The following is a 22,342-nucleotide window of genomic DNA, read 5'->3' on the forward strand; positions in this document are numbered from 1 at the left end:
CCTTCACGTGACCGGGACCGAGGTCTCTTCCTTCTCCAGCTCCCGGTGCCGCAGTTCGACCTGGGCGTCGTACTTCTCGCGCAGATGGCGGGCCAAAGCCTCGGCACAGTAGACCGAACGGTGCTGGCCGCCGGTGCAGCCGAATGCGACCATGAGGTCCGTGAAATTGCGGCTGCGGTAGTTCTCCACGGACTGCCCGATGAGGGCGCAGGCGTGCTCCAGGAAGCGCCCCACCTCGGTCTCCTTCTCCAGGAAAGCGATGACCTCGGCGTCCCTGCCGTTGAGCTTGGCGTACTGGCTGTGCTTGCCGGGGTTGGGCAGGGCCCGGCAGTCGAATACGAAGCCTCCGCCGTGGCCTTTTTCGTCGGTAGGCACGCCCCCGCGGTAGGAGAAGCTCTGGATGCGCACGATGAGGCGCAGGGATGCGCTGCCGTACTGGCGCAGGGTGGAGGAACCCACCATGCTGCGGAAGACGCCCATGAGCGCGGGCAGCTTGACCGGAAGCTCCGTGGAGCGCAGGAGGTACTCCAGGTTGCGGATGGCGTAGGGGATGCTCTGCAGGAAATGAGTCTTGCGCTCGTAGAAGCCGCGCAGGCCGTAGGCGCCCATGGCCTGCATGATGCGGATGTAGACGAAGGCGGGATAAAGCTTGAGGAATTTGGCCCGGTCGATGGGCGCCAGCTCGCAGGCGCTGTCCAGGTAGAGCTCCAGGAGCTCCTCGCGCAGGGCGAAGGGAAGGTCGGCCTTGGCGTCGAAGAGCAAGGACGCGATGTCGTACTGCAGGGCGCCCTTGCGGCCGCCCTGGTAGTCGATGAACCAGGGAGAACTCTCCCTCACCATGATGTTGCGCGACTGGAAGTCGCGGTAGAGGAAGTAGTCCCGGTCCGCTTCGAGCAGGAGCTCGGTGAAGCGCTTGAAATCGTTCTCCAGGGCCTGCTCGTGGAAGGGGACGTCGGCCAGTTGGAGGAAGTAGTACTTGAAGTGGTTGAGGTCCCACATCATGGACTGCTTGTCGAAGCTCTTGCGCGGGTAGCAGTCCTTGTAGTCGAGGGTCTTTCCGGCCGAGATCTGGATGCTGGGCAGAGCCTTGACGACCTTGCGATAGACCGCGAGCACGCCAGGGGCGAGGACGGCCTGGACTCGGTTGGCGCTCAGGTATTGGAAGAGGTTGGTGTCGCCCAGGTCCTCTTCGAGGTAGATGCCCTTCTCGAGTTCCTCGGCGTATATCTCCGGGACCGGCAGGCCGGCTGAGCGGAAGTGCCGGGAGAAGGCGAGGAAGGCCTGGTTCTCCAGGCGGTCGGAGTTGACCGCGCCGATGACGCCGCGGTCTCCGCCTTGGATTCGGTAGAGCCTGCGGCTGGAGCCGTCGCCCTTGAGCGGGGCGGAGGACTCGGGCGGCCGGCCGTACTTCTTCTCGAACAGCTGCTTGAGTGCCTCTTCCATTCTGAGGCCATTGTACCATACCGCGGGTCGGACCCTGAAAGCCGGAGGCCTGAAAATGTATCATAGGTGAACCGCCACATTCTATAAGGAGAACTAATATGAAATTCAAGGATTTCGACGAGCTCGTCAGGATGGTGAAAGGCAAATCCAACCGCATCGTCTCCCCCGGCGCCAACAACGCGGAGGTCATCGAGGCCATCAAGATCGCGGACGGCTACGGCCTCATCTCCGGCGGCGTGCTCATCGGCGACAAGGCCCAGATCGAGTCTTTGGCCGCCGGGGCCAAGCTGGATCTCAAGAAGTTCGAGCTGGTGGACTGCCAGGACAAGGCCGAGATGTGCAAGCTGGCCGTGGCCTTCATCAAGCAGGGCAAGGGCGATTTCCTGGTCAAGGGCGGCGTGGACACCGCGCTCTACGCCAAGGCCATCTTGGACAAAGAGGCCAAGCTGGTGCCCGAGGGTGGGACTTTGAGCCACGTCGTGCTCTTCCAGACCTCCCACTATCACAAGCTCTTCCTCGTTACCGATGCGGCTCTGCTCATCTCCCCGACCTTGGAGCAGAAGAAGAAGATCATCGAGAACGCGGTCGGCCTCATGCGCGTCTTGGGCGTGGACCGGCCCAAGGTCTCCGTGGTGTGTCCGGTCGAGAAGGTCAATCCTAAGGTGCCCAGCACCGTGGACGCAGACGAGCTCTCCAAGATGAGCCGCGACGGGCGCATCCAGAACTGCGTAGTGGAGGGGCCCTACGACATCTACATCTCGGTTGACCGCAAGCTGGCCGACGAGAAGGGCGTCAAGGGCGGCGAGGTTCCGGGCCAAGTGGACGTCATGCTCCTGCCGGACCTCGACGCGGCCAACCCGGTCTACAAGTGCATTACCTATTTTGCCGAAGGCATGAAATCGGCCGCGCTGGTCGTCGGGGCTACGGTGCCGGTGATCTTGCCCTCGCGCACGGACCCGCCGCTCACTAAGGCGCTCTCGATCGCGCTGGCTTCCTTCATGAAGGACCAGAAGAAGGTCGCGGCCTAGGTCATACCCGGCAGTCGCAGCCCTTCCGCCGCAGGAGTTCTCTCTGCGTGCGCGGGGAGTCCACGAAGCGGCCCTGGCGGCCTAGCCCTTTGGCTAGGTGCCGGGGCAGGGGGCTATGATGTCTATAGCCCCGGCGCAACATTTCCGCGACCTCCATTGTGTGCCGCGCAAACAGGGCCTTGAGCCGGCCCTGCCAGCGCAATGTCTCGGGGTGGCGGGAGTAGCCTTTCTTGTTCCGGGTGATGACGCTCCAGATCGCATGCAGTTCCCGATGCTCGCCCAGGAGGTGGCCCCGGCACAGGAGCCGCGGCGGGATGTCCCAGATGCGCATGGCTCAGCATATCATATCGGATGTTTTGAGGTTCTTTTGACAGCCGTGGGGTAAAATTGTTTTAGTCACGCTTGATGATCCCAAAGGAGAAACCAATGACTAGAAGGACTTGGTCCATCGCCGCCGTTCTGGGAGCGGCCCTGCTGGCGCCTGCCGTCTGCCGGGCTCAGGAAGAAGCGAATCAGATCGGAGTCGGCGCCTACATTGGCACCCCCTTCGGTTTCTCCGCGAAGTATCTCATCGACAAGCGCAACGCCGTGGACTTGGCTCTCGGCGAGCAGGGCGGCAGCCTGGATTTCCACTTCGATGTGCTGACCCATTTCCGGGATCTTCCCAAGCAGCCTCCGAAGGGCAAGCTGGCCCCCTATCTGGGCTTGGGTCTTAAGATCAAAGACGAGGATGAGACTCTCATCGGCATGCGCTTCCTGGGCGGCGTCGCCTACATCATCGAGAAGACTCCCTTGGAGGTCTTCGCCGAGATCGCCCCGGTCCTGCGCATGGCCCCCAGCCTGGGCAGCAACCTCGACGGCGGCGTGGGCCTGCGCTACTACTTCGGACTCGCGAAGAAATAGCGGCCGCCGTGCCCGACTCCCAGTCCACCGAACGGCTCGTCATGCACGTGGACATGGACTGCTTCTTCGCCGCGGTGGAGGAGCGCGCCGACCCCAGCCTCAAGGGCAAGCCGGTGATCGTGGGCGCCGATCCCAAGGGCGGGCAGGGCCGGGGGATCGTGGCCACCTGCAACTACGAAGCCCGGCGCTACGGCCTGCACAGCGCCATGCCTATCTCCACAGCTTATCGCAGATGCCCCAACGGGGTCTACCTGCGGCCGCGCTTCTCCCTCTACAGCGAGGCCAGCCGAAAGGTGATGGACATCCTCCGCCGCAGCGCCGACGTGCTGGAGCCCGCTGGCATAGACGAGGCCTACCTCGACGTCTCCAGTCGGGGCAGCTTCAAGGCCGCCGGGGAGCTGGGACGGGAGATCCAGGAGCGGATACGCGCCGAAGCCGGGCTCTCCGCCTCGGTCGGCGCGGGCCCCAACAAGCTCATCGCCAAGATCGCCAGCGACCACCGCAAGCCGGGGGGCTTGACCGTGGTCATCCCGCGGCGCGTGGCCGAGTTCCTGGGGCCCAAGGGCGTAGGCGCTCTGCGGGGCGTGGGCCCCAAGACCAAGGAGCATCTCGAAGGCCTGGGCTTGCGGACCATCGCCCAGCTCCTGGGCGCCCCTGAGTCGAGGCTCATCCAGGAGTTCGGCAAGTTCGGCGGCTTCTTGTGGCGCGAGGCCCGGGGCCTCGACGACCGTCCCGTAGACCCGGACTGGGTGCAGAAATCAATCGGGCGGGAGCACACCTTCGAGACCGACACCGCGGACCTCGAGCGGGTCCACGCGCGCCTGCGTGACTGCGTGCGCGAGGTTCACCAGGAGATGATCGCGGACGGCCACTGGTGCCTGACCTTGTGCGTCAAGGTGCGCTTCGAGGGCTATGAGACTCATTCCCGGCAGACGACCTTGAAGCTTTCCACGGGAAGCCTGGCTCAGCTGGACAGCGGGGCTTTGGCCTTGCTCGAACCCTTCCAAAGGCAGGGCAAGCGCTTCCGCCTCATCGGTTTCTCCGTCTCGAACCTGGTCCCGCCCGAGGACCTGCTGCCTCTGACCTAAGCCTTCTTCCGGTTCTTGATCAGGCCGTGGATCTTCTTGGCCGCCCAGGCGAAGGGCTTGACGAAGGGGCAGTCCAGCAGGTTGTTCAGGGCCTGCTTGAGCGGGGACTGCGCCACCACGGGAGTCGGGCTCACGGGATAGCCGCCTTGGAATTCGGGGGTCGCGGCCACGGCATCGTCGGCCATGTACATGATAGGCCGGCGATTGGCCTTGAGGCTGACGAGGTAGATCATGAGATCGAGGGTCTGCTGGATGGCGAAGGTGGCCCAGAACATGGGCATGCCGCCGGATCCGAAGAACACGCCGGTCAGGCAGAAGAAAAGGTCGCGGATCTGCTGGATGGCGGAGCGCTGCCAGCGCGAGATGCGGCCGTTGTCGTAGAGGGCGTTGAGGCCCTGGTAGCCCAAAGAGCCGAAGAACGAGCCGACCACCGTGGAGAGGCCCATGGCCTTCCAGTAATCCAGGGACCACGGCGGCACGGTCTTGGGCAAAGCGGTCCAGGCGATGAAGCGGAAGAGGGCGCCCCAGAACTGGCCGTAGATGAGGTTGAATATGGACTGGTAGTTGAGGCCTTTCTCCTTGCCGAGCTTGTTCTGGAAGTTGGACCAGGTGTTGATCCAGAGGCCGTGGAACACGTTGAGGCCGATGGACACGACCAAAGCCGCGATCAGGGCCAGGGGGTGGCCGGTGTACATGCTCCCCCAGACCCCGATGGTCATGACCGTGGGCACGGCCTTGGAGACCACGCCGCCTACGAGCTCGGATGTGGTGGGGGCGGTGTAGGCGTTGTAGATGGTCTTGCCGAGATAGGCGAGCTGGCGGAAGGGCCAGGTGACGGGCTCGATGACGTAGCGCCACAGGCGGCTGTTGACGACCGCCGTCTTCTGCTGCTGCGCCGTGGCGGCCGGACCGGTCTCAGCCGGCTTGGGAGCGGGCTTCCAGTCGACGGATATCTTCTCGACTTCGAACTTGGCGGTGACGCCCATGCCGCGCAAGGACTCATTGACCTGCTTGGCGTCCGCGTCCGTGATGCTGCCTGCGGGCGCGTTCTTGGCCAGGATGAGGCGCACGCGGCCGAGCTTGTTGAGGCTGTCCTTGAGCTCGGGGTTCGCGGCCAAGGTCTGGGGGAGCTCGGCCAAGGTGGTGACCACCGGGGCCAGGTTGGCGCGGGTGATGTAGATCTTGGTCTTGGCCAGGGCCGCGGAGGTCTCGGCCTGGGGGACGGCGATGGACTGGGTCTGCTCGGGAGCGGCAGGCTTGAGGCCGGAGGCGAAGGCTTGGTCCGGCGTGACCGCGGCCGAGATCTCCGCGGAGTCGGCCTTGGCTTTGGAGCCGGTGAAAACGGTGTCGAGGACCTGGGCCTTGCCCGCCGAGTCGTTGGCTTGGGAGATCCGCTCTACGCCGGCCTGCAGGACGAGCTGCGCGGAGACGATCTCGGCAGGGGTCTCGGTCTTCGAGGTCTGCGGGGCGGCCAGGCGGAGGGGGGCGGAGACTGAGACCGGGACTGCGGCCTGCGTGAGCTGGATGGCTTGGGTGGGAGCGTTTTGGGGGATGACGACTGGGGCGGTCTTGCCGGCCTCGACCACCGAGGGGGCGGCGGGCATGACCTTGATGGAGCCGGAGAGGCTGGCCGGGGAGAGCTGGATGCTGCCTGGGTTGACCTGGATGAGGGAGACGCCGGAGCTGCCGGTCTTGCCGGTGGCGGGGGAACCGGTGTCGGAGACGGGGGTGTTGACGCTGGCGTTGGCGCCGGCGTAGCACTCGAGGCCGGGGGAGATGAAAACGAGCGCGAAGCTGAGCGCCACGCTCGTCGAGGCCTTGATGAGTCTTCGGGTCTTGTCCATCTTATTGCCCATCCTCGCGATAGTATGGGTCCGCGAGAGAAAGAATGGCTGGGCCCAAGGGGCAGGGGGCCTTGATTTTAGGGCCCTGTGCAGCTTGGGACCTTTGCCGGACTCTCCAATGCTAGCTTAGCCCCAAAAGCCGGGATTGGCAAGGTTTTTTTCTGGGGTGCGTCTAGGCGGCGCGGGAGAAACACCGCGCGGCCAAGCTATCCAGCCGCGCCATGGCGCCCTTGTCGCCGAAGCGCACGAACTCGGGGTCGCGGAAGAAGGTCGTGAACACCGCGTAGGAGCCCCAGGCCACCACCAGCACCGACGTGGTCAGGATGGTGTAGAACCTCTGATAGCCGAAGCTCGCGAACAGGCCGAACTGCATGGTCAGGCTCGAAAGCTGGTAGAGGTGCATCATGGTGTTGTGACCGATGAATCCCACCTTGCGCATCTTGTTGATGGCCGGGATCAGCGGCCCGCCCGAGAGCATGCCTTGGAGTATGTTCAGGAATATGAGGCCGATGCCGGACCAGGTGTAAACCAAGGGGTTCTCGCCCAGAGGCCCCAGAACCAGACGGTTGAGGAACTCGAAGCCGCAGAGCTGGAAGTACACGAAGAAGAGGTCCCCGAAGTAGGCTTTGTATATGCGCAGGAGGCCGGTCATCCTGCCCAGGAACTTCATGTAGGTCTGGCCGAACACCGTGAAGATCGCGTCCTGGAACTGGTACCAGGACGTGGAGAGGATCGCCCGCATCACGGGCAGCTCGCCTTTCTGCACGCTCGTGATCATGAAGCCCAGGCGCACCACCAGGTTCAAGCCGAAGGTCTTGTAGTAAAGATAGCGGAAGTCCTGCTGGTTCGGCTTGGTCATGCAAGACCTGAAGATGGCCTTCATGTTGCGGAAGAAGTCCATGTCGAACTCGACGAGGCCCTTCTTCTTCGGCACCGGCTTGTCGTGCGCCTCGGCCTTGGCAAGCTTCTCTTTCCGATACTGCTTCTTCTCGTGGTCGTCGAGGAAATAGCCCTTCAGGTCCTCGAAGAAGGCGGTCTCATGCAAGGACACCTTGCAGCAGACCGCGTCGTGGAAGCGGCTGCGCAGCGTGCGGATGAAGTTGCGGTCCTCGGGGGATATCTCGGTGAGCAGGTTGCTGCCCATGCCCTCGGAATAGGTGCGCGTGGGATAGACCACCATGAAGACCCGGTCCGCGCCGGCAAGGACTTTGTGGTTGTCTTCCAAGAAGAGGTCTGAGTGGCAGACCCTGCGCAGGTTCCCGTTGCCCTGATGGTCGAGGTCCGCGCCTTGGCAGAGGTAGTAGGCCCGCTCGAAATGAGTCGCGGTCTCACCTTTGACCGCGGTGTCCACGGCCAGGATCACGGCGCTCCTCGGGTCGATCTGCGGGCCGCTGGGCTTATGCATGGGGCCTCTACATTATAGCTATAGTTCGAAGAGAACGTGGTCGAATATCTTGGGCACGCCCGCGGCCGCCTGGCCGTCGAGCGCGAAGAAGTTCCAGTCTTCCTTGGCGTCCGCGACGAGACGGGGCTCGCCCAGGTAGCCGTCCCAGGTGGAGATGAAGACCTTCATCCCGGAGAAGGTCTCGATCGAGTCGAAGAACCGGTTGGAGAAGGTGAAGGTGACGAGGCGCTTCTTGAGCTCCACCTTGTCCGTCACGTCTCCCAGAAGAGGCGCGCCGAAGGAGTCGGGCGTGGAGTCCTCGGCGCCGAAGGAGCGGATGCCCCAGCCGTAGAGCAGGAAGCCCTGGTTGAACTCGAAGTCGTCGCGCGCATGGCCCAGCTTGGGGAGGAACTTGCGGCCCGGCTGGCCCGGGAAATCGAAGAACACGTTGAAATAGACGTGGTCGTAGCCGTGCGGCGGGTTCCACGCGTTGGTGACCCGCTCCATGCGCAGGCGCAGCTGGAGGTCCCGGCCGCTGGTGTAGGCGCCGACGCTCTCCAAAGACAATTGGCCGTCGTAGCTCGGATCCGCCGGGGCGTGGACCTTGCGGTGCAACCCTCCCTTCTGGTCCCTGGGAACCTTGGCTTTGGCCAGGATCTCGTAGGGATTGCGGACCTTCAGGGGCACGGCAGGGGACAGGATGTGCCCGCCGGCCTTGGTCGCGGCCAGCAAGGCGACCGTGTGCGGGCCGTTGTCCAAGGCCGCGGTGTCGAGAGAGACGGTCCCGGAACCGGCCGGCAGCGGGATGCGGCGGCCGTAGTTGTCGTCGGCCAGAAGGAAGATCTCGGAGATCTCCTGCGGCTTTTTCAGGCACAGGCCCAGGTCCAAGGTCCCTTTGACCGCGCCGGTCGGACAGCCCTTGAGCTCCATCTCCGGCGCTGTCCGGTCCGGCTCGGCTTTCCGCGCCCCCTTGATGAGGAGGAACGACTCCGGCGCCAAGGCCAAAGAACCCGTAGCGGCGGTGCGGCCCTCGGAAGAGAGCAGGACCTCATGCGCCTCGAAGCCGCCGGGCAATTCGTAGAACATGGAGTCCGCCGCCGTGTTGAAGACCGCCACACAGGTCTCCTCCCGGAGGCTCATGGAATAGGCGAAGAGCCCGCAGCCCGGCGAGGTCCGCTCGACTACGAGGTCGCCCCGCGAGAAAACGGGATTGGCTTTGCGCAGCTCGATGAGTTTGCCCAGGAACGCGGCCTGAGGAGAGGCCCGGTCGTAGAACTTGTCGTCGAACATCTTCTGCCGCGAGAGCGTGAAGCCGGCCTCGGTGCCGTAGGTGAGGCACGGGATGCCGGGCAGGGTGAAGAGGGCCAGCAAAGACTGCTGCACCGCCGCGGCCGAGCCCCGGCTGCAGATGCGCTCCACGTCGTGGTTGTCCAGGAAATTGACCCAGAGGTGGCGGTTGTGGCGCTTGGCGCGCAAGGCCTTGCCCAGGCGCTCGGTGGGGAGCTTGCGGAAGAAGACCTGGGTGAGGGCTTCGTTGAGAGGCAGGTCTATGGCCGAGTCGAGGCGGCAGGTCCGCCCCTCCTTGACGTAGCGGTTGATGGCCTTGTAGTCATAGGACCAGACTTCGCCGAAGACGAGGAAGTCGTCCTTGCCCTGCTGCTCCGCGAAGCGCTTGACGCCGAGCTCGCCAGGCGCCTCGTCATGCAGGAAGCGCTCGTAGAAGGATTCGGGGGTGTAGTAGACGGTGTCCACGCGGAAGCCGTCCACGCCGACGGCCTCGATCCAGTAGCGGTAGATCTCCTTGAAGCGCCTGACGACCTCGGGGTTGTTGAGATTGATGTCGTCGAGGTCGCCCATGGCGTAGGTCAAGGTCTGCTCGCGGCTGTTGAAGTCCGTGATATTGGGCGTGAAATTGTAGACGGCCGCGGCCTTCTGTCCCGGGATGTTCGGGTTGTTGAGGCGGAAGACGGGGTCGTTGGGGGCCTTGGGCGGCAGGTCGGGGGGGTAGGAGCCGTCCAGGCTGCGCCAGTTCTTCTCCGGATGGGCGGGGTCGTAGTCCTTGGCGTCCACGGTGAAGTAGTTGCCGGTGTGGTTGACCACGATGTCCTGGATGACCTTGAGGCCGAGCTTGTGGGCTTCGGATACGAGCTGCTGGTAGTCCTCCAGCGTGCCGAAGTGGGGGTCGATCTTGGTGAAGTCGTAGGCCCAGTAGCCGTGGAAGCCGCGGGTCTTGATGTAGGGGTTGATCCACTGGTTGTGCACGGGAGGGGTGAGCCAGACCGCGTCGAAGCCCAGGGCCTTTATGTGCGGGAGCCTGGAGATGACGCCTTTGAGGTCGCCGCCCTGGAAGCAGTCGTCGTTGTCCGGGTCGAACTCGCCTTTGCCGAAATCGTCGATGGTGGCGTCGCCGTTGCAGAAGCGGTCGATGAGGATGAAGTAGATGACCTTGTCCTGCCAGGCTTTGAGGCTCATGGGGTGTGGTCAGAATGTACAAATTTTAACGGCATGGCCACCGGCCACCTCTAAAGGAACAAACGAACCGAAGAATGGCCCGGGCCCCTCGTAGGGGCCCGGGCTACAAGAACGGCAACGGCCCTATTTGGCCTTGGATTTGACAAAGACTCTCACGCCGTGGGGCGGGACCTGCACCCAGACCTTGGCGCCGCCTTCCTGCGGGGCGTAGGCCTTGGCCTTGTTGGCCGGGTCCACGGCGTCTTCGAGCACCGTGCCCGCCGGGGTCAGGCTGCCGTCCACGTACATGTCCGCGGACCGGGCCTCGGTGGCGGTGTTGAGCACGACTAAGACTTCTTCGCCCTTGTAGATGCGGCTGAAAGCGTAGATGCCCGCGCCGTTCTGGTCCGACCAGCGCACGTACTGCTCGCCGCGCGACAGGGCCGGGTGCGCCTTGCGCAGGTCGGCCAGCTGCTTGAGCCAGAGATAGGTGGGAGCGTGGGTGTCGAACTTGTCGCCCGCGGAGCTGGGGAACTTGTACTGCCCATCGGCGAACATGTCCGGCCGGTTCTCCGGGTCCGCGGGGAGCCACGGGCCCTCGGGGTCGAGCCGGTCCGTGGTCTGCCGGAACGCCTGCTCCGTGCCGTAGTAGATCAGCGGGATGCCCGTGCTGAAGAGCAGGAAAGCCATGGCCATCTTGAGGACGCTCACCGGCTCGCCGTTTCTTAGGAAGCGGTAGGTGTCGTGCAGGTCGATGAAGCGCAGCAGGCGGCTCACCGAGGAGCCCAGCACCGACATCGCCTGCTTGAGGCTGTCTTCGATGGCCCGCGCCGGGGCCTTGCCGTGCAAGGCCCAGTTGAGGCGGCGGTACTCGGGATAGGCGTAGGCGCTGTCGATTCCCGCCTCGTTGAGGTCCCGGGCCACGTCCCCGTCCACGCCCGTGGAGTTCTCGCCCAGGATGAAGAGGTTCTTCTTGCCGAGCTTGGCCGCGTACTCGCGGACCTCCTTGGTGAAGCGCACGCGGAAAGCCGGGTTGATGTGGCGGATGGCGTCGATGCGGAAGCCGTCTATGTCGGTCTCCTTGAGCCACCACTGCGCCATGTGGATGAGCTTCTCCTGGACCTCGGGCTTCTCGGAGGCCCAGTGCCTGTAGTTGGGGGGGAAATCGCCGTTGATGGCCTGGTCGTGATCGTCCCAGTTCCCGATGACCCCGTGCCGGGTGAAATTCTCGGGCGCGGTCATCTCGGTCGGGAAGAGCTTGTGGTTCCAGACCCCGATCTCCTTGGGCGCCTGGTCCAGGCCGCGCCACTGCGAGCCGTCCTTGTACTCGAAGACCGGGCCCACGTGGTTGATGAGCAGGTCGAAGACCACGCGCAGGCCGCGCTGGTGCGCCTTGGCCACCAGCTCCTTGAAATCCGCCATGGTGCCCAGTTGGGGGTCCACGGCCAGAAGGTGCAGGGGCGCGTAGCCGTGGTAAGCCTCGGGGATTCCCAGGACCACCGGGTTGAGGATGATGGTGGTCACGCCCGAGCCCTGGATGTAATCGAGCTTGTCGATGAGGCCGCGCAGGTCGCCGCCGTGGCGGGTGTTTCCGCTCTTGGGGTCGCCCATGGGCTTGCCCTGGGGGCTGCGCGCGAAGCGGTCCAGGAAGACGGAGTACATGACCTCGTCGCGCCAGTCCTCGGGGGAGGCGGTGTAGGCGCGGTTGGGGTCGATGGCCACGGAGGCTTCGGCCAAGGACTTCGGAGCCTCGGCCGGGAATTCCGGCTCGGTTCCGATGGCCGGGTCGACCGCCTTCTTCTCGAAGGGGGCCGCCAGGCGCACCGGCAGGGTCGCGGAGACGCGGCGGAGGGACTCGCCCTGCAGGGGCGCCACGGCCGGGGCCGGGCCGGAAAGAGTGGCGTTGGCGACGAACTGTCCGCTGCCGGCGGAGGGCACCGCGGCCGCGGCCGGAGCGGTCCGCGAAATCGGGGCGCTGACCGGCGCCTGGAGGACGGTCTTGACCTCGACCGGAGCCTGGGGGGCGATGACCGAAGGATCCAGGCCGGCCTTCACGACCGGGACCGTGAGGGAAGCGCCGCTCAGGGAGCCGGAGAGGTTGGCGGGGGCCAAGAGCCCGACCTCGAGCTTGGGCAGCGCCGTCGGGGAATTGCCGCCCACCGCGGCCGAGGAGTTCGCGCTTTGGCCGCCCTCCGCCGAGACCTGGCCGGAGACCACGTTGCCGGCGAAGACGAAGCCCGGCTGGGCCGCCAGCAAGGCCGCGATCAGGGCCAGGGCCAAAGACTTGCGCAGGGCTTCGTGCTTCATACTGTCAGTGTAGGGCGGCAAGTCATCACATGCCTGAGCCGTCCGGTCCCTCCGGCCCAGTGTGTGGGCCCAGCCGGAAATGGGCCCTTAGGGCCTGCTCCCTGCATCCTCGTGAGAAGTATTGTGCCTATACGCGGGAATATCAAGACCTAGGGCTTTTCTTGAACACCAGCTTGGTGCCGATGAAGGTCTCGGAGTAGAGCTTCTTGGCCGCGCCGAGGGAAAGGCCCGCGCAGTGATGCGGGAAAGCCGCGTGGTCGGCCAGGCGGTTGGCAGGCCCGTGGAGGATGAGCCCCCCGGTGAAGAACATGACGAACTCCCCCAGGGCGTTGGCGCGGACCGAGGTCCCGACCTGCGGCGGCTCGTATTGCAGCCGGCCGTCCTTCTGCTCGGACACGCCGCGCTCCGGGTGCGCGAAGCGCTCCTTGGATACGATCCAGAGCGTCTGGGGCAGCGGCTGGGCCAGCCCTCCGAAGGCCGCCGAGGAGTAGGACAGGGAGAAGCTCTTCAGGGACTGGTCTCCGCGCATGAGATGGATCTTCTGCTCGGCCAGGTCGATGAGCAGGTAGGTGGTCATGATCTCCCATTGCTTCTCCAGGAGCCGCTTCTCCTCCTGCAGGGCCAGCCCGGCCTCGTACACGGCGCGGTGCGAGCTCGTCAGCCCCGCCAAGGAAGCCTTCAGCCGCGCCACATCCTCGGCCTTGAGGTCGCGCAATGACTGCAGGTCGGCCGCGGCCGCGGCCGACTTCTCGCGCTCCTTGGTCAACAGCAGCCACTCGGACCGGCGCGGCTCGGCCTGGGACCGCACCCAGGAGCCGGTCAGATGCATCCCGACCAGGATCGCGGCCCCGGCCGCGGCCACCAGGCCGAGGGGCGCGCGGCGCAAGAGGCGAAGTGTGGTCTTCATCGTCAGTAGATATAGACCTTGGTGCCGACCGGCACCGTCTCGTAGAGCTTCTTGAGGTCGGCCGCGGCCAGGCGCACGCAGCCATGGGAGGCCGGACGGCCCAGGAGCTCCTCGTGCAGGGTCCCGTGGATGAGGTAGCCGTCGCCCAGGTTGAGGACATAGGCGCCGAGCTCGCCCGGCACCTTCCGGCTCGGGTCCTCCGGCGGGGGGATGGGCGACCGGGCTTCCACGTAGGCCCAGTCGGGCTTTGTCCACTCCGGGCTCTCCGCCTTGCCGATCACGCGGAACTCCCCGCGCGGGGTCACGAACTCCCAGCGGCGGCCGGTCTTGGCGTCGACCAGCGTGCCGCCGCGACCTACGGAGCAGTCGGCCTGCCAGAGCAGCTTCAAGCCTTTCTTGAGGTAGAGCTTGTTGACCTTGGCGTCGACTACGACATGGAGGCTGCCGCGCACGCGCTGGCCCACCTGGCGGCGCAGGACCGAGACCTCGCCCGCGATGACGTGCTGGGTGCGCAGGAACCCCCGGTCCTGGGGCAGGAAGTTCGGGAGCTTGTTGAGGAACTCGCTCTCCTGGGAGTCGGCCTGGATCTGGGCGCTGAGGTCCGAGATCTCCCGGGCGCGCTGGTCGAGTGTCCGGGCCACGGCCCCCAGGCGGTCGTTGGCGCGGTACAGGCTGACCACGGCGCGCGCCAGGCGCAGAGACTCGGCGCCGAAGGCCAGCACCCAGCAGGTCAGGGCGATGACGGTGAGCCGGCCCCAGTCCATCATGGCCGCTCCGCCAAAGAGCGCAAGGCTTCCTGGAGCGCGCGGCGCGGCGCGGGATCGTCCCAGATGCGACGCCGGGACAGGGCCGCAGTATAGGCCCGCCGGGCTTGGGCCCTCTCCCCCCGGCTGGCGAGCAGAGCGCCCAGGCTGAGATAGGCGGAGGCGAAGTCCGGATCGGCGGCGATGGCGCCTTCCAGGTCGGCTTGCGCCTGCCTCGGGCGGCCCTGCAAGGACTCCAGCACGCCCTTGTCGTTGAGCAGCTTCGGGTCGCGCGGGGCTCGCGCCAGGGCTTGCGCGATGACCGCGAGCGCCTCTTCGGACCGCCCCTGGCGCCTCAGCGATTCGGCTTTGAGCGCCGCCTGCAGGGCCGGGCGAGGCAGGGCCGGCTGGGCGGGGTGGGGGATGGTGCGCAGCCCCCAGAGTCCCCGGATGGATTGGACTTCCGGGGACGAAAGCTCCGGGCCGGCGATGGCAGAAAGTACGCTCGCCGCCTCCTTCCGGCGGCCGAGCTGCCGCAGAGCCAGGGCTTGGTAGACTCCCCAGAACGCGATATTCGGGGCGGCGCGCAGAGCCTCATCGAAGTACTCCAGGGCCCGGCGCGGCTGTCCCGATCTGCGGTACACCTCCCCGGCATGGACCAAGGCGAAGGCCCAGCGCCGCTCGAAACCTCCGGCCCCGCTCCTGGTCCAAGGGTTGGATTCGACCGCCTCCCGGCAAAAAGGCTTCAGCCAGGGCAGCGCCGCGAAAGCGGCGGGGTCGAGTTCGCGCAGATCTTCGAGTGAGACGAGGATCTGTTCCGAGATCCTGGGCGAGTCCCGGTCGCTGATCGAGATCGCCCAGGAGAGTTTGTTGACGTAATCCTTCCGGGGCTCCGCCGGGTCGGGCTTGGGCGCCGCGAGGGCGGAGCCCTCGCGTCGGAGCCAGGCCGCGTCGAGCGGCCCCTTGGCGGCGGTCGGGTGGTGGACCAAGGACCGGGCTATGGCGTAGGAGACCACAGGGTCCATGAAGCGGTACCAGTGGGTAGGGTCGCGATAGATCTTCCCGCCGTCCCGGGCGTAAGGCAAGCCGTCGAACGCGGCCTCCAGGTCGGCCAGAGGCGTCTCCAGCTCGGCCGCCGCCGCCCGGACCACGGCATTGGTGTCCAAGGCCCCGCGGCACTTCTTTGCCGCAGCATATTCCCTCAGGGCGCCGAGGGTGTCGCCTTGTCTGGCCAGGGTGCGGGCCAAGAAGTAGTGCGCGTATTCCTCTTCCGGGTGTCGGGACAGGGACCGTCGCCAGAAGGCCGCGGCGGAGGAGAGGCCGTCTTTCCCCTCAGGGTTCCAGGCCTGGAGGGCATCCTCGTGCCAGAGCCAGGGCGGCAGATGTCCGCCCGGCGGGTTGTCCAGGCGCCTGGGCAAAGTGCAAAGGACCGTGGCGGCGCCCGCGCGCCGCGCGGCCAGGACCATGCCGCGGAGGTAGTCGGCGAAGGGCCCCAGAGGAATGGGCCGTCCGGGCCCTGTCAGCGGGGCAGAGGCGCCGCTCTGCGGGAGCCCGAGCCACCGGCGCAGACGTAGGGCCAGCAGGACCCGCCGCGGCGGAGGGCCGGCATCGCTGCGGGACTCGTTGTTGCCGCTCATGAGCACGATCAAGTCCGGGGCGTAGCGCAGGACTTCCTTGAGGACCAAAGTTTCGCGGTAGCTGTCGTAGGCCCCCATGCCGCAATGCACGACCTCGACGCGCCGGCCGGGCAGGACGTGCTCCAGCACGTCCTGCAGGGCCCGTCCGGCAATCCGCTGGGGGTCTAATTCGTACTGGTACGCGACCGAGCCGCCGATGACGAAGACGCGGAACGTGTCCGTGGATTTGAGCGCCGGGAAGCTGGAAGGACGGGAGAGCGGCCGCCGGGAGACGCGATAGGCGCGGCCGTCGGGGCGGAGCTCTTCGGCGAAGAAGTCATCGTAGATGTCGAGATACCAATACCGGGCGTCCACGGTGGAGGGCAGGTCGGGGGTCCGGTCCCCGCCGCGATGGCGGTGCAGCATGCCGGCCGCCAAGGCGGCTCCGGCGAGAACGGCCCCTAGGATCGCGAAGGTCCGTCCTCGCCGGGTCATGTCAAGAAGGCCTAGCAGGCTGCTGATAAAGTCCGTTCTGCGAGCGCCCGGCGGCCGTCTGCCGGGCGCAACCGACCCGCGAAGCGGGGCGGCAGAACCCATCCGATAGGTTGCACGAAGGATGGCGCCTTCGGCGCGACTGGCCCAGACAGCCCAGACAGGCTGCGCCTGTCTGGGCCAGTTCGGGGACGGACTGTTGCCCGCTACCGAAAGGACTGTGTCCGGACACAGTCCTTTCCGCAGGAGGGTTTATCAGCAGCCTGCTAGCGCAAGACTCGCGTATCCTGGTCAGGGTCAGGAAGGTGGTCAGGCCCGCATCAAGCTCGGTGTGAACCGAGGCCTTCCGGGCCGTCGAATTGATGATTTTCTCCGGAGCCTGCATCCGGCTGATATTATAGCCTCTCTGGCTTTGAAAGTGCCAAGGGACGTGCGGACGAGAATGTGAATCCCAGCAAGCTCATTGCGACGATCAATACGACCGCGTGACGCGAGATGCTTGGTGGGGCAGACCAGGCCAGAACGCAGAGGTTCCAGCCCGAGTGCAGGACCAGGGGCACTAGGAGCGAGCGTGTGCGTAGCGCGGTGATACAAAGCACCACGGAGATGATGGCCAGCGCAATGGCCTCTGTCCGTGTCGGGAAATGCATCGTCACGAAGAAAACTGAGACCAGTGCTGTGGAGATAGCGGGCGAACCGAGGCGGCGAAGCAGAAAATTGAAGCAAAGTCCTCTATAGAAGAACTCTTCGGCCGCGGGCCCGGCCGTCGTGAAAGCGACGTAGTCGAAGGCCGTGTTCACCCCCAGCGGCATCCGACCCCCGGAGGAGGTAATCGTGCCGGTTAAGGCGACAGCGGCGAGGGCGAAGATGGTAATGAGAACCAGCCTGTGCGTCGGCCCCGGGTGCCACGATATTGGGCGCAAGGGATATCTGCGGGACCACAACAGGACCCCTCCGAGCATCCAGATGTTCGTGAAGATGAATCTCTGCCAGGAAACATCTGGCCTGCCAAGCCACCCTGGCAATCCCAGGATGATGGCAAAGCCGGTGGCGATGACCATGATGACGCTGGCCTCATCGACAACTGCCGGTTGCGGCGCGGTCTCTGCGGCGCTCATCGAGGTTTCTTGAGCCGCGACTTGATCAGCGACCACGCCAAGCGGACGAGCAGGAACACGACAGCGAATACGAAGACCAACAGGAGGCTGGGGACCCAAGGACTCATGGCCGCAGCCTGATGCCCTGTCCCTAAACTGGCATGACGGGATGCTGCGAAGAGTTGCTGCAGGGTGGTGAGCGACATGCCCAGGGCCTCCGCGATCAAGATTGCTGCTTCCCATCGCGCGACTTCATCTTCTTCCATCCCAAGCGGGAAATGAGGAACAACGCCGCGGCGCAGAAAACAAGGAACAAGGCCGGCAGCCATGGGCTCATGACCTCGGCTTGATGACCACCCATCGCGCTTCCCGCGGGGAAGCAGTTCTCAAGAAGTGTGCATCGGATGAGATAGTTCGTCATTCCCGTAACCTCCGTCGATATCGGACCGTACGCCCCGGCAAGCCGGTAACCGCTATCGCCGCGTATCTACAACACGGACGCGCCAAGCGCATTTTGGAGCATGTCGAGGCATATCCCTTGCAAAGCCGAGCCAGATTCTGAAAGCGCTATCTTACCACACCTTGACCGCGGCGGGATGCTTTGTAGACCGGGCGCTAACCTAGCCGGGTCCGCCGCAAGCGTCCCAGCCATCCTCCGCGGGTTCAGTGCTCTCCACCCATCTGTGTGGCCACGGATGAGATCTGATTCTTGATCTGGTCGAAGAGTCCGGGCATGAACCTCTTCATGGCCACGCCGGAGATAAGGACGACTCCGACGACGACGGTGAGCATGAGCAGGTACTCCACGGTATTCTGGCCCTTCCGGTTGGAGAACAAACCTTTCCATTTCATATGGCCTCCCGAGCGGTTGCCTCGCTCGTGGTCTCAGACACGGGAGGGCCTGGAAAGGTTCTTGGAATTCGGTAAATTCCTAGTTACTACTTGCCCTGTCCTAGCGAGGTGGCGGCCCCGGAGATCATCTGTTGGATCGAACTGAAGAGGCCAGGCATGAAGCGCTTGAGAGCGACGCCGGTGACCAGTACGACGCCGACGACCACGGTCAAAGCAAACACGTACACCAACGAGTCCATCGGCTCGGAACGCCTGGCCACGGGCCGCAGACGGTCCCGAATTTTGTCCAGCAGCCTGGCAGGCAAGGCTCGCTTGCCATGCTGGCGGAAAGCCGCGCTGGCCTTCTTGAAGCGCTCCAACTCCCGGCCGCAGGAGGCGCAGGCGCGCAGGTGCTCGGCGACCTGGGCCTTGCGCTCCGCCGGCAGTTCGCCGTCGAGGAATGCGGAGAGGTCTTCCGCGCTCACATCATGCGCCATTACTCCTCCTCCTGGCCGAGCCGCTGCGCGAGCAGCATGCGGGCCCTGACCAAGCGCGACTTCACGGTCCCCAGCGGAACATCCAAGGATTCGGCGATCTCGCCGTAGCTGCGGCCATCAAGCTCGCGCAGCACCAGCACCGCCCGTTCCTCAGGGGTGAGTCCAGCGAGGGCCGATTCGATGCGCGCCTTGAGATCCTGGGCTTGCGCCTGCGCCTCCGGGCCGGGGGACTGATCCGCCGCGTCTGCCGGCTCCGAGTCCACGGCTTTCGGGTCGTCGGCCCGGAAGAACCGCAGGAAGCGCCACTTCGCCTTGGCGCGCAGGAGGTTCTTCCAGGTGTTCACTGTGATCCGATAGACCCAGGAGCCGGGATCGGCTTCTCCGCGGAAAGCTGGCAAGCCGCTCACCGCCTTGAGAAGCGCCTCCTGGGTCAGGTCCTCCGCGTCCGTGCGGTCGCCGGTCAGGCGCAAGGCCAGGTTGTAGACCATGGCCGCGTAGCGCTCGACCAACTCTTCCGGCGTCATCTCAGACCCGGCTCCGGGGAGAAAAGTTCTCCATCCGTCCTAGCTCTCCGGCTCGAACATGTCCTTGCCCACGCCGCAGACCGGGCAGGTCCAGTCCTCCGGGACCTTCTCCCAGGGGGTGCCGGGCGGGATGCCGTGCTCCGGGTCGCCCGCGGCCGGGTCGTAGACGTAGCCGCACGGCATGCAGACGTATTTCTTCATTTCATCGCCTCCTTGAGCCTGGACGCGACCTTCTGGCCCATGCCATAGGCCGCTGCCAGGGCCGCCGCGTCCGGGACGTACTGGCACTTCACCGGCTCCACCGTGGCCACGCCCATCTCGGTCAAAGCGTCCTGCACCAGCTTGAGGGACTCGCCGGCCCAGCCGTAGGAGCCGAAGGCCGCGCCCACCAGATTCTTGCGCCGCAGGCCCTTGAGGTAGCTCAGCAAGTCCGCCACCGTGGGGAACAGCTGCTTGTTGATGGTGGGCGAGCCGACCAGGAGCGCCCCGGCCTCCAGGAGCTCGGTGGCCACGTCGCTGCGGTGGCTGCCGCTCAGGGGCATCACCACGGTCTCGACCCCGGAGCCCATGAGGCCTTCGGCCGCGGCGCGGGCCAGCCTGTCGGTCGAGCCCCACATGGTGTCGAAGACCACCACCGCCTTGTTGCGCGGCTTCTGCCGGGCCCACTCGCCCCACAGCGAGACGATCCGGGCCGCGTCCTGGCGCCAGACGGGGCCGTGGTCCGGCGCGATCATCTTGGGAGCCAGCCCGGACTTGGCCAGCTTGTCGAGCAGCGTCAGGACGATGTCCGAGAAAGGCAGCAGGATGTTGGCGTAGTACTTGGCCGCCTCGACGAAACGCTCCGGGGTCTCGTCGTCGAAGCGCTTGGATGAGGCCAGGTGCATGCCGAAGCCGTCGTTGGAGAACAGCACGCCCGCGCCCTCGAGATAGGAGAACATGCTGTCGGGCCAGTGCACCATCCGCGTCTCGATGAATGAGAGCCGCTCGCCGCCCAGGTCCAGCTTCTCGCCGTCCTTGACCGCCTGGACCGGCACGTCCCAGTGGAAGTGCGCGTTGAGCGCTTTGACCCCCATGGCCGAGGCGAAGACCTTCTCGGGCTTGATGAGCTTCAGAACCCGGGGCAGGGCCCCGGAATGGTCCATCTCCGAGTGGTTGGAGACCACGGTGCGGATGGACTTCGGATCGCAGACCGAACTGATGCGGGAGAGCATCTCGTCTGCGAAGGGGGCCTTGACCGTGTCGATCAAAGTGGGCTTCTCAGCCATGACCAGGTAGGCGTTGTAGGTCGTGCCCCGGCTGGTGGCGTAGCCGTGGAAGTCCCGGATGCCCCAATCTATGGCGCCCACCCAGTAGACCTTGTCCGTCACCTGTACCGCTTGGAACGGGCCTTTCATGACGCCTCCTCTGAGAAACCTAACGGGACCTGCTCGAGCTCCAGCTGCACGCCGGTCTTGGCCAGCACCGCCGCGCGCACCTGGGCGATGAGCGCCATGACGTCCCGGGCCGTGGCCCCGCCGACATTCACGATGAAGCCCGCGTGCTTGGGCGAGACCTGGGCGCCTCCGACCGTGAGGCCTTTGAGCCCGCAGGAATCGATGAGGCGCGAGGCGAAGTCTCCCGGCGGCCTCTTGAACACGCTGCCGGCCGAAGGATATTCGAGAGGCTGCTTTTCGGCCCGGGCCCGCAAGGTCGCGCCGCGCGCCTCGCGCAGTCGGCCCGGGTCGTCCGGCGCGAGCTGCCACTCGGCGGACAGGAAGACCAGGCCGGCGACGCCCTCCACCTTGCGGTAGCCATAGCGCAGCTCGGGCCGGGCGCGGCGCACCAGCCGGCCCTCCGGGTCCAGGGCTGTGAAGGAGACCAGATGCTCATAAGTCTCTTGGCCGAAGGCTCCGGCGTTGATCCAAAGCGCTCCGCCCACGGTCCCGGGTATGCCCGAGAGCTTCTCCATCCCCGTCAGGCCCGTCTCCACGGTGCGCGCCACCATGGCGTCGAGGACGGCGCCGGATCGGGCTGCGACATGGGTCGCCGACACGGCGAAGCCGCGCATCCCGCGGGTGGAAGCCGTGACGCCCGGCAGGCCGGAGTCGCTGACGATGACGTTGGAGCCCAGGCCCAGGACCGCCAGCGGCAGCCCGCGGCGGCGCACGAAGCCCAGCAGCCACACCCATTCCTCCTCCGATTCAGGGAAGACCAGGCTTTCCGCGACGCCTCCGACCTGGAAGGTGGTGTAGGGGGCCAAAGACTCGTTGAGCCGGCAGCGGTCTTGGAAACGGGTCTTGAGGTCTTCGCTCCAGGCCATGCCTCCAGTCTATAAAATCGGTGTCAGGCTTTCACGAAGGCTTCGGGTTCCTGCCGGGGTCCGAAGTCGCTATAATGACACGCAAAGCCAAGACCGAGGAGGCAACCGATGCCGGAATCTTCAGGTTTCAAGGGTCAGGTCGCGGTGGTGGCAGGCGGGGCGTCGGGCATGGGCAACGCCGCGGTGCGGTTGCTGGCCGGGAACGGATGCCGGGTGCACGTGCTCGATGTCCAGAGCACGACCGACGGCGCGTTCCAGCCGTGCGATGTCCGCGACTACGGCCAGGTCCAGCGCTGCATCCGCGACGTCGTGGCGAAGGACGGCCGGATCGACCTGCTGTTCGTCGCCGCCGGCGTGCACCTGTTCGCCAACATCGAGGACACGAGCATCGAAGAGTTCGAGCGCGTGTTGTCCATCAACCTGAGAGGCGCGTTCCACGTCCTGAAGGAAGTCCTTCCGGTCATGCGCCGGCAGCGGTACGGCAACGTCGTGCTCATGGGGTCGGACCAGGCGTTCGTCGGCAAGGGCAGCAGCGCGGTTTACGGTCTGACCAAGGCGGCCATCGGCCAGCTCACCAAGAGCAGCGCCATCGACTACGCCCAGTACAACGTGCGGGTCAACTGCATCTGCCCGGGGACCATCGACACGCCGATGGTGACCCCGTCCGTGGAGCGTCTCCATCGTGCCAGCGGCATGCCGACCGAGGCCATCTACGAGGCCCTGCGCAAGGCGCAGCCCATCCAGCGGCTCGGCACGTGCGAGGAGATCGCCAAGGCCGTTCTGTTCCTGCTCTCCGACGACTGCCCATTCATGACCGGCGCCCTCGTCGCCGTGGACGGCGGGTACACGTGCCAGTGAGACGGGGCGGAGTCATTCCTGCGGACAAAC

Annotated in this window: 21 protein-coding genes; 4 read left to right on the forward strand and 17 right to left on the reverse strand. The window is 65.5% G+C overall.

Annotated elements, in window-relative coordinates; translation table 11 throughout:
- Positions 1 to 3 precede the first annotated feature (3 nt).
- Complete coding sequence (locus NTY77_20635) at positions 4 to 1,443, reverse strand: phosphotransferase (protein ID MCX5797905.1); 1,440 nt, start codon at positions 1,441 to 1,443, stop codon at positions 4 to 6.
- 98 nt (positions 1,444 to 1,541) lie between these two features.
- Between NTY77_20635 and NTY77_20640 the strand changes: the two genes are divergently transcribed.
- On the forward strand, positions 1,542 to 2,471 hold the full coding sequence (locus tag NTY77_20640; protein MCX5797906.1) for a phosphate acyltransferase: 930 nt from the start codon (positions 1,542 to 1,544) through the stop codon (positions 2,469 to 2,471).
- 1 nt (position 2,472) lies between these two features.
- On the opposite strand, the gene NTY77_20645 is transcribed toward NTY77_20640, so the two are convergent.
- Positions 2,473 to 2,802 carry a pyrimidine dimer DNA glycosylase/endonuclease V gene (locus NTY77_20645; GenBank protein ID MCX5797907.1) on the reverse strand — a complete coding sequence of 110 codons (330 nt, stop codon included), beginning with the start codon at positions 2,800 to 2,802 and terminating at the stop codon, positions 2,473 to 2,475.
- 95 nt (positions 2,803 to 2,897) lie between these two features.
- Here NTY77_20645 and NTY77_20650 point away from each other — a divergent pair, with 95 nt between their 5' ends.
- Positions 2,898 to 3,374, forward strand: coding sequence for a hypothetical protein (locus NTY77_20650; protein ID MCX5797908.1), 477 nt, complete (start codon positions 2,898 to 2,900; stop codon positions 3,372 to 3,374).
- Positions 3,375 to 3,382: 8 nt separating this feature from the next.
- A complete protein-coding gene (gene dinB / locus NTY77_20655; GenBank protein ID MCX5797909.1) occupies positions 3,383 to 4,462 on the forward strand; it encodes a DNA polymerase IV in 1,080 nt (359 codons plus the stop codon).
- Here the strand turns inward: dinB and NTY77_20660 are convergent.
- The 15 genes from NTY77_20660 to murB all read right to left on the reverse strand — a co-directional run bounded on the left by NTY77_20660 (position 4,459) and on the right by murB (position 21,454).
- On the reverse strand, positions 4,459 to 6,306 hold the full coding sequence (locus NTY77_20660) for a hypothetical protein (protein MCX5797910.1): 1,848 nt from the start codon (positions 6,304 to 6,306) through the stop codon (positions 4,459 to 4,461). The two genes, dinB and NTY77_20660, sit on opposite strands and share 4 nt — an antisense overlap.
- A 172-nt stretch (positions 6,307 to 6,478) precedes the next feature.
- On the reverse strand, positions 6,479 to 7,711 hold the full coding sequence (locus tag NTY77_20665) for a hypothetical protein (GenBank protein ID MCX5797911.1): 1,233 nt from the start codon (positions 7,709 to 7,711) through the stop codon (positions 6,479 to 6,481).
- 18 nt (positions 7,712 to 7,729) lie between these two features.
- Positions 7,730 to 10,162 carry an alpha-amylase family glycosyl hydrolase gene (locus NTY77_20670; protein ID MCX5797912.1) on the reverse strand — a complete coding sequence of 811 codons (2,433 nt, stop codon included), beginning with the start codon at positions 10,160 to 10,162 and terminating at the stop codon, positions 7,730 to 7,732.
- A gap of 123 nt (positions 10,163 to 10,285) precedes the next feature.
- On the reverse strand, positions 10,286 to 12,448 hold the full coding sequence (locus NTY77_20675) for an alpha-amylase family glycosyl hydrolase (protein MCX5797913.1): 2,163 nt from the start codon (positions 12,446 to 12,448) through the stop codon (positions 10,286 to 10,288).
- Between the two features lie 142 nt (positions 12,449 to 12,590).
- Positions 12,591 to 13,355 (reverse strand): hypothetical protein, encoded by a 765-nt coding sequence (locus tag NTY77_20680; protein ID MCX5797914.1) that lies wholly within the window; start codon positions 13,353 to 13,355, stop codon positions 12,591 to 12,593.
- 2 nt (positions 13,356 to 13,357) lie between these two features.
- Positions 13,358 to 14,122, reverse strand: coding sequence for a L,D-transpeptidase (locus tag NTY77_20685; protein ID MCX5797915.1), 765 nt, complete (start codon positions 14,120 to 14,122; stop codon positions 13,358 to 13,360).
- The gene (locus tag NTY77_20690; protein ID MCX5797916.1) at positions 14,119 to 16,209 is read right to left on the reverse strand and encodes a tetratricopeptide repeat protein; all 2,091 of its coding nucleotides are present in this window, start codon (positions 16,207 to 16,209) and stop codon (positions 14,119 to 14,121) included. The genes NTY77_20685 and NTY77_20690 overlap by 4 nt, the downstream gene beginning before the upstream one ends.
- Positions 16,210 to 16,601: 392 nt before the next feature.
- A complete protein-coding gene (locus NTY77_20695) occupies positions 16,602 to 17,324 on the reverse strand; it encodes a CPBP family intramembrane metalloprotease (GenBank protein MCX5797917.1) in 723 nt (240 codons plus the stop codon).
- Positions 17,321 to 17,632 carry a hypothetical protein gene (locus NTY77_20700; GenBank protein ID MCX5797918.1) on the reverse strand — a complete coding sequence of 104 codons (312 nt, stop codon included), beginning with the start codon at positions 17,630 to 17,632 and terminating at the stop codon, positions 17,321 to 17,323. The genes NTY77_20695 and NTY77_20700 overlap by 4 nt, the downstream gene beginning before the upstream one ends.
- A 334-nt stretch (positions 17,633 to 17,966) precedes the next feature.
- The gene (locus NTY77_20705) at positions 17,967 to 18,155 is read right to left on the reverse strand and encodes a hypothetical protein (protein MCX5797919.1); all 189 of its coding nucleotides are present in this window, start codon (positions 18,153 to 18,155) and stop codon (positions 17,967 to 17,969) included.
- A gap of 86 nt (positions 18,156 to 18,241) precedes the next feature.
- Entirely contained in the window at positions 18,242 to 18,631 is a 390-nt protein-coding gene (locus NTY77_20710) for a zf-HC2 domain-containing protein (protein MCX5797920.1), read from the reverse strand.
- Positions 18,631 to 19,155 carry a sigma-70 family RNA polymerase sigma factor gene (locus tag NTY77_20715; protein ID MCX5797921.1) on the reverse strand — a complete coding sequence of 175 codons (525 nt, stop codon included), beginning with the start codon at positions 19,153 to 19,155 and terminating at the stop codon, positions 18,631 to 18,633. The genes NTY77_20710 and NTY77_20715 overlap by 1 nt, the downstream gene beginning before the upstream one ends.
- Positions 19,156 to 19,194: 39 nt before the next feature.
- Positions 19,195 to 19,356, reverse strand: coding sequence for a rubredoxin (locus NTY77_20720; protein MCX5797922.1), 162 nt, complete (start codon positions 19,354 to 19,356; stop codon positions 19,195 to 19,197).
- Positions 19,353 to 20,549, reverse strand: a complete 1,197-nt coding sequence (locus NTY77_20725) for a flavodoxin domain-containing protein (protein ID MCX5797923.1) — start codon at positions 20,547 to 20,549, stop codon at positions 19,353 to 19,355. The genes NTY77_20720 and NTY77_20725 overlap by 4 nt, the downstream gene beginning before the upstream one ends.
- The gene (gene murB, locus NTY77_20730; GenBank protein MCX5797924.1) at positions 20,546 to 21,454 is read right to left on the reverse strand and encodes a UDP-N-acetylmuramate dehydrogenase; all 909 of its coding nucleotides are present in this window, start codon (positions 21,452 to 21,454) and stop codon (positions 20,546 to 20,548) included. Before murB ends, NTY77_20725 begins: the two co-directional genes overlap by 4 nt.
- Before the next feature lie 108 nt (positions 21,455 to 21,562).
- Here murB and NTY77_20735 point away from each other — a divergent pair, with 108 nt between their 5' ends.
- Positions 21,563 to 22,312 carry an SDR family NAD(P)-dependent oxidoreductase gene (locus tag NTY77_20735; protein MCX5797925.1) on the forward strand — a complete coding sequence of 250 codons (750 nt, stop codon included), beginning with the start codon at positions 21,563 to 21,565 and terminating at the stop codon, positions 22,310 to 22,312.
- The last annotated feature ends 30 nt before the right edge of the window (positions 22,313 to 22,342 follow it).

It is taken from the genome of Elusimicrobiota bacterium, from assembly GCA_026388095.1.
Classification (GTDB): domain Bacteria; phylum Elusimicrobiota; class Elusimicrobia; order UBA1565; family UBA9628; genus UBA9628.

What these genes read in the sequence shown, in the direction of transcription:
- NTY77_20735 (MCX5797925.1), top strand. Translation starts at nt 21,563, where the DNA reads ATGCCGGAATCTTCAGGTTTCAAGGGTCAGGTCGCGGTGGTGGCAGGC.
- NTY77_20705 (MCX5797919.1), bottom strand. Translation starts at nt 18,155, where the DNA reads ATGAAATGGAAAGGTTTGTTCTCCAACCGGAAGGGCCAGAATACCGTG.
- NTY77_20645 (MCX5797907.1), bottom strand. Translation starts at nt 2,802, where the DNA reads ATGCGCATCTGGGACATCCCGCCGCGGCTCCTGTGCCGGGGCCACCTC.
- NTY77_20680 (MCX5797914.1), bottom strand. Translation starts at nt 13,355, where the DNA reads ATGAAGACCACACTTCGCCTCTTGCGCCGCGCGCCCCTCGGCCTGGTG.
- NTY77_20720 (MCX5797922.1), bottom strand. Translation starts at nt 19,356, where the DNA reads ATGAAGAAATACGTCTGCATGCCGTGCGGCTACGTCTACGACCCGGCC.
- NTY77_20700 (MCX5797918.1), bottom strand. Translation starts at nt 17,632, where the DNA reads ATGGCTGCCGGCCTTGTTCCTTGTTTTCTGCGCCGCGGCGTTGTTCCT.
- NTY77_20640 (MCX5797906.1), top strand. Translation starts at nt 1,542, where the DNA reads ATGAAATTCAAGGATTTCGACGAGCTCGTCAGGATGGTGAAAGGCAAA.
- NTY77_20685 (MCX5797915.1), bottom strand. Translation starts at nt 14,122, where the DNA reads ATGATGGACTGGGGCCGGCTCACCGTCATCGCCCTGACCTGCTGGGTG.
- NTY77_20665 (MCX5797911.1), bottom strand. Translation starts at nt 7,711, where the DNA reads ATGCATAAGCCCAGCGGCCCGCAGATCGACCCGAGGAGCGCCGTGATC.
- murB (MCX5797924.1), bottom strand. Translation starts at nt 21,454, where the DNA reads ATGGCCTGGAGCGAAGACCTCAAGACCCGTTTCCAAGACCGCTGCCGG.
- NTY77_20725 (MCX5797923.1), bottom strand. Translation starts at nt 20,549, where the DNA reads ATGAAAGGCCCGTTCCAAGCGGTACAGGTGACGGACAAGGTCTACTGG.
- NTY77_20675 (MCX5797913.1), bottom strand. Translation starts at nt 12,448, where the DNA reads ATGAAGCACGAAGCCCTGCGCAAGTCTTTGGCCCTGGCCCTGATCGCG.
- NTY77_20690 (MCX5797916.1), bottom strand. Translation starts at nt 16,209, where the DNA reads ATGACCCGGCGAGGACGGACCTTCGCGATCCTAGGGGCCGTTCTCGCC.
- NTY77_20650 (MCX5797908.1), top strand. Translation starts at nt 2,898, where the DNA reads ATGACTAGAAGGACTTGGTCCATCGCCGCCGTTCTGGGAGCGGCCCTG.
- NTY77_20660 (MCX5797910.1), bottom strand. Translation starts at nt 6,306, where the DNA reads ATGGACAAGACCCGAAGACTCATCAAGGCCTCGACGAGCGTGGCGCTC.
- NTY77_20710 (MCX5797920.1), bottom strand. Translation starts at nt 18,631, where the DNA reads ATGGCGCATGATGTGAGCGCGGAAGACCTCTCCGCATTCCTCGACGGC.
- NTY77_20670 (MCX5797912.1), bottom strand. Translation starts at nt 10,162, where the DNA reads ATGAGCCTCAAAGCCTGGCAGGACAAGGTCATCTACTTCATCCTCATC.
- NTY77_20715 (MCX5797921.1), bottom strand. Translation starts at nt 19,155, where the DNA reads ATGACGCCGGAAGAGTTGGTCGAGCGCTACGCGGCCATGGTCTACAAC.
- NTY77_20695 (MCX5797917.1), bottom strand. Translation starts at nt 17,324, where the DNA reads ATGAGCGCCGCAGAGACCGCGCCGCAACCGGCAGTTGTCGATGAGGCC.
- NTY77_20635 (MCX5797905.1), bottom strand. Translation starts at nt 1,443, where the DNA reads ATGGAAGAGGCACTCAAGCAGCTGTTCGAGAAGAAGTACGGCCGGCCG.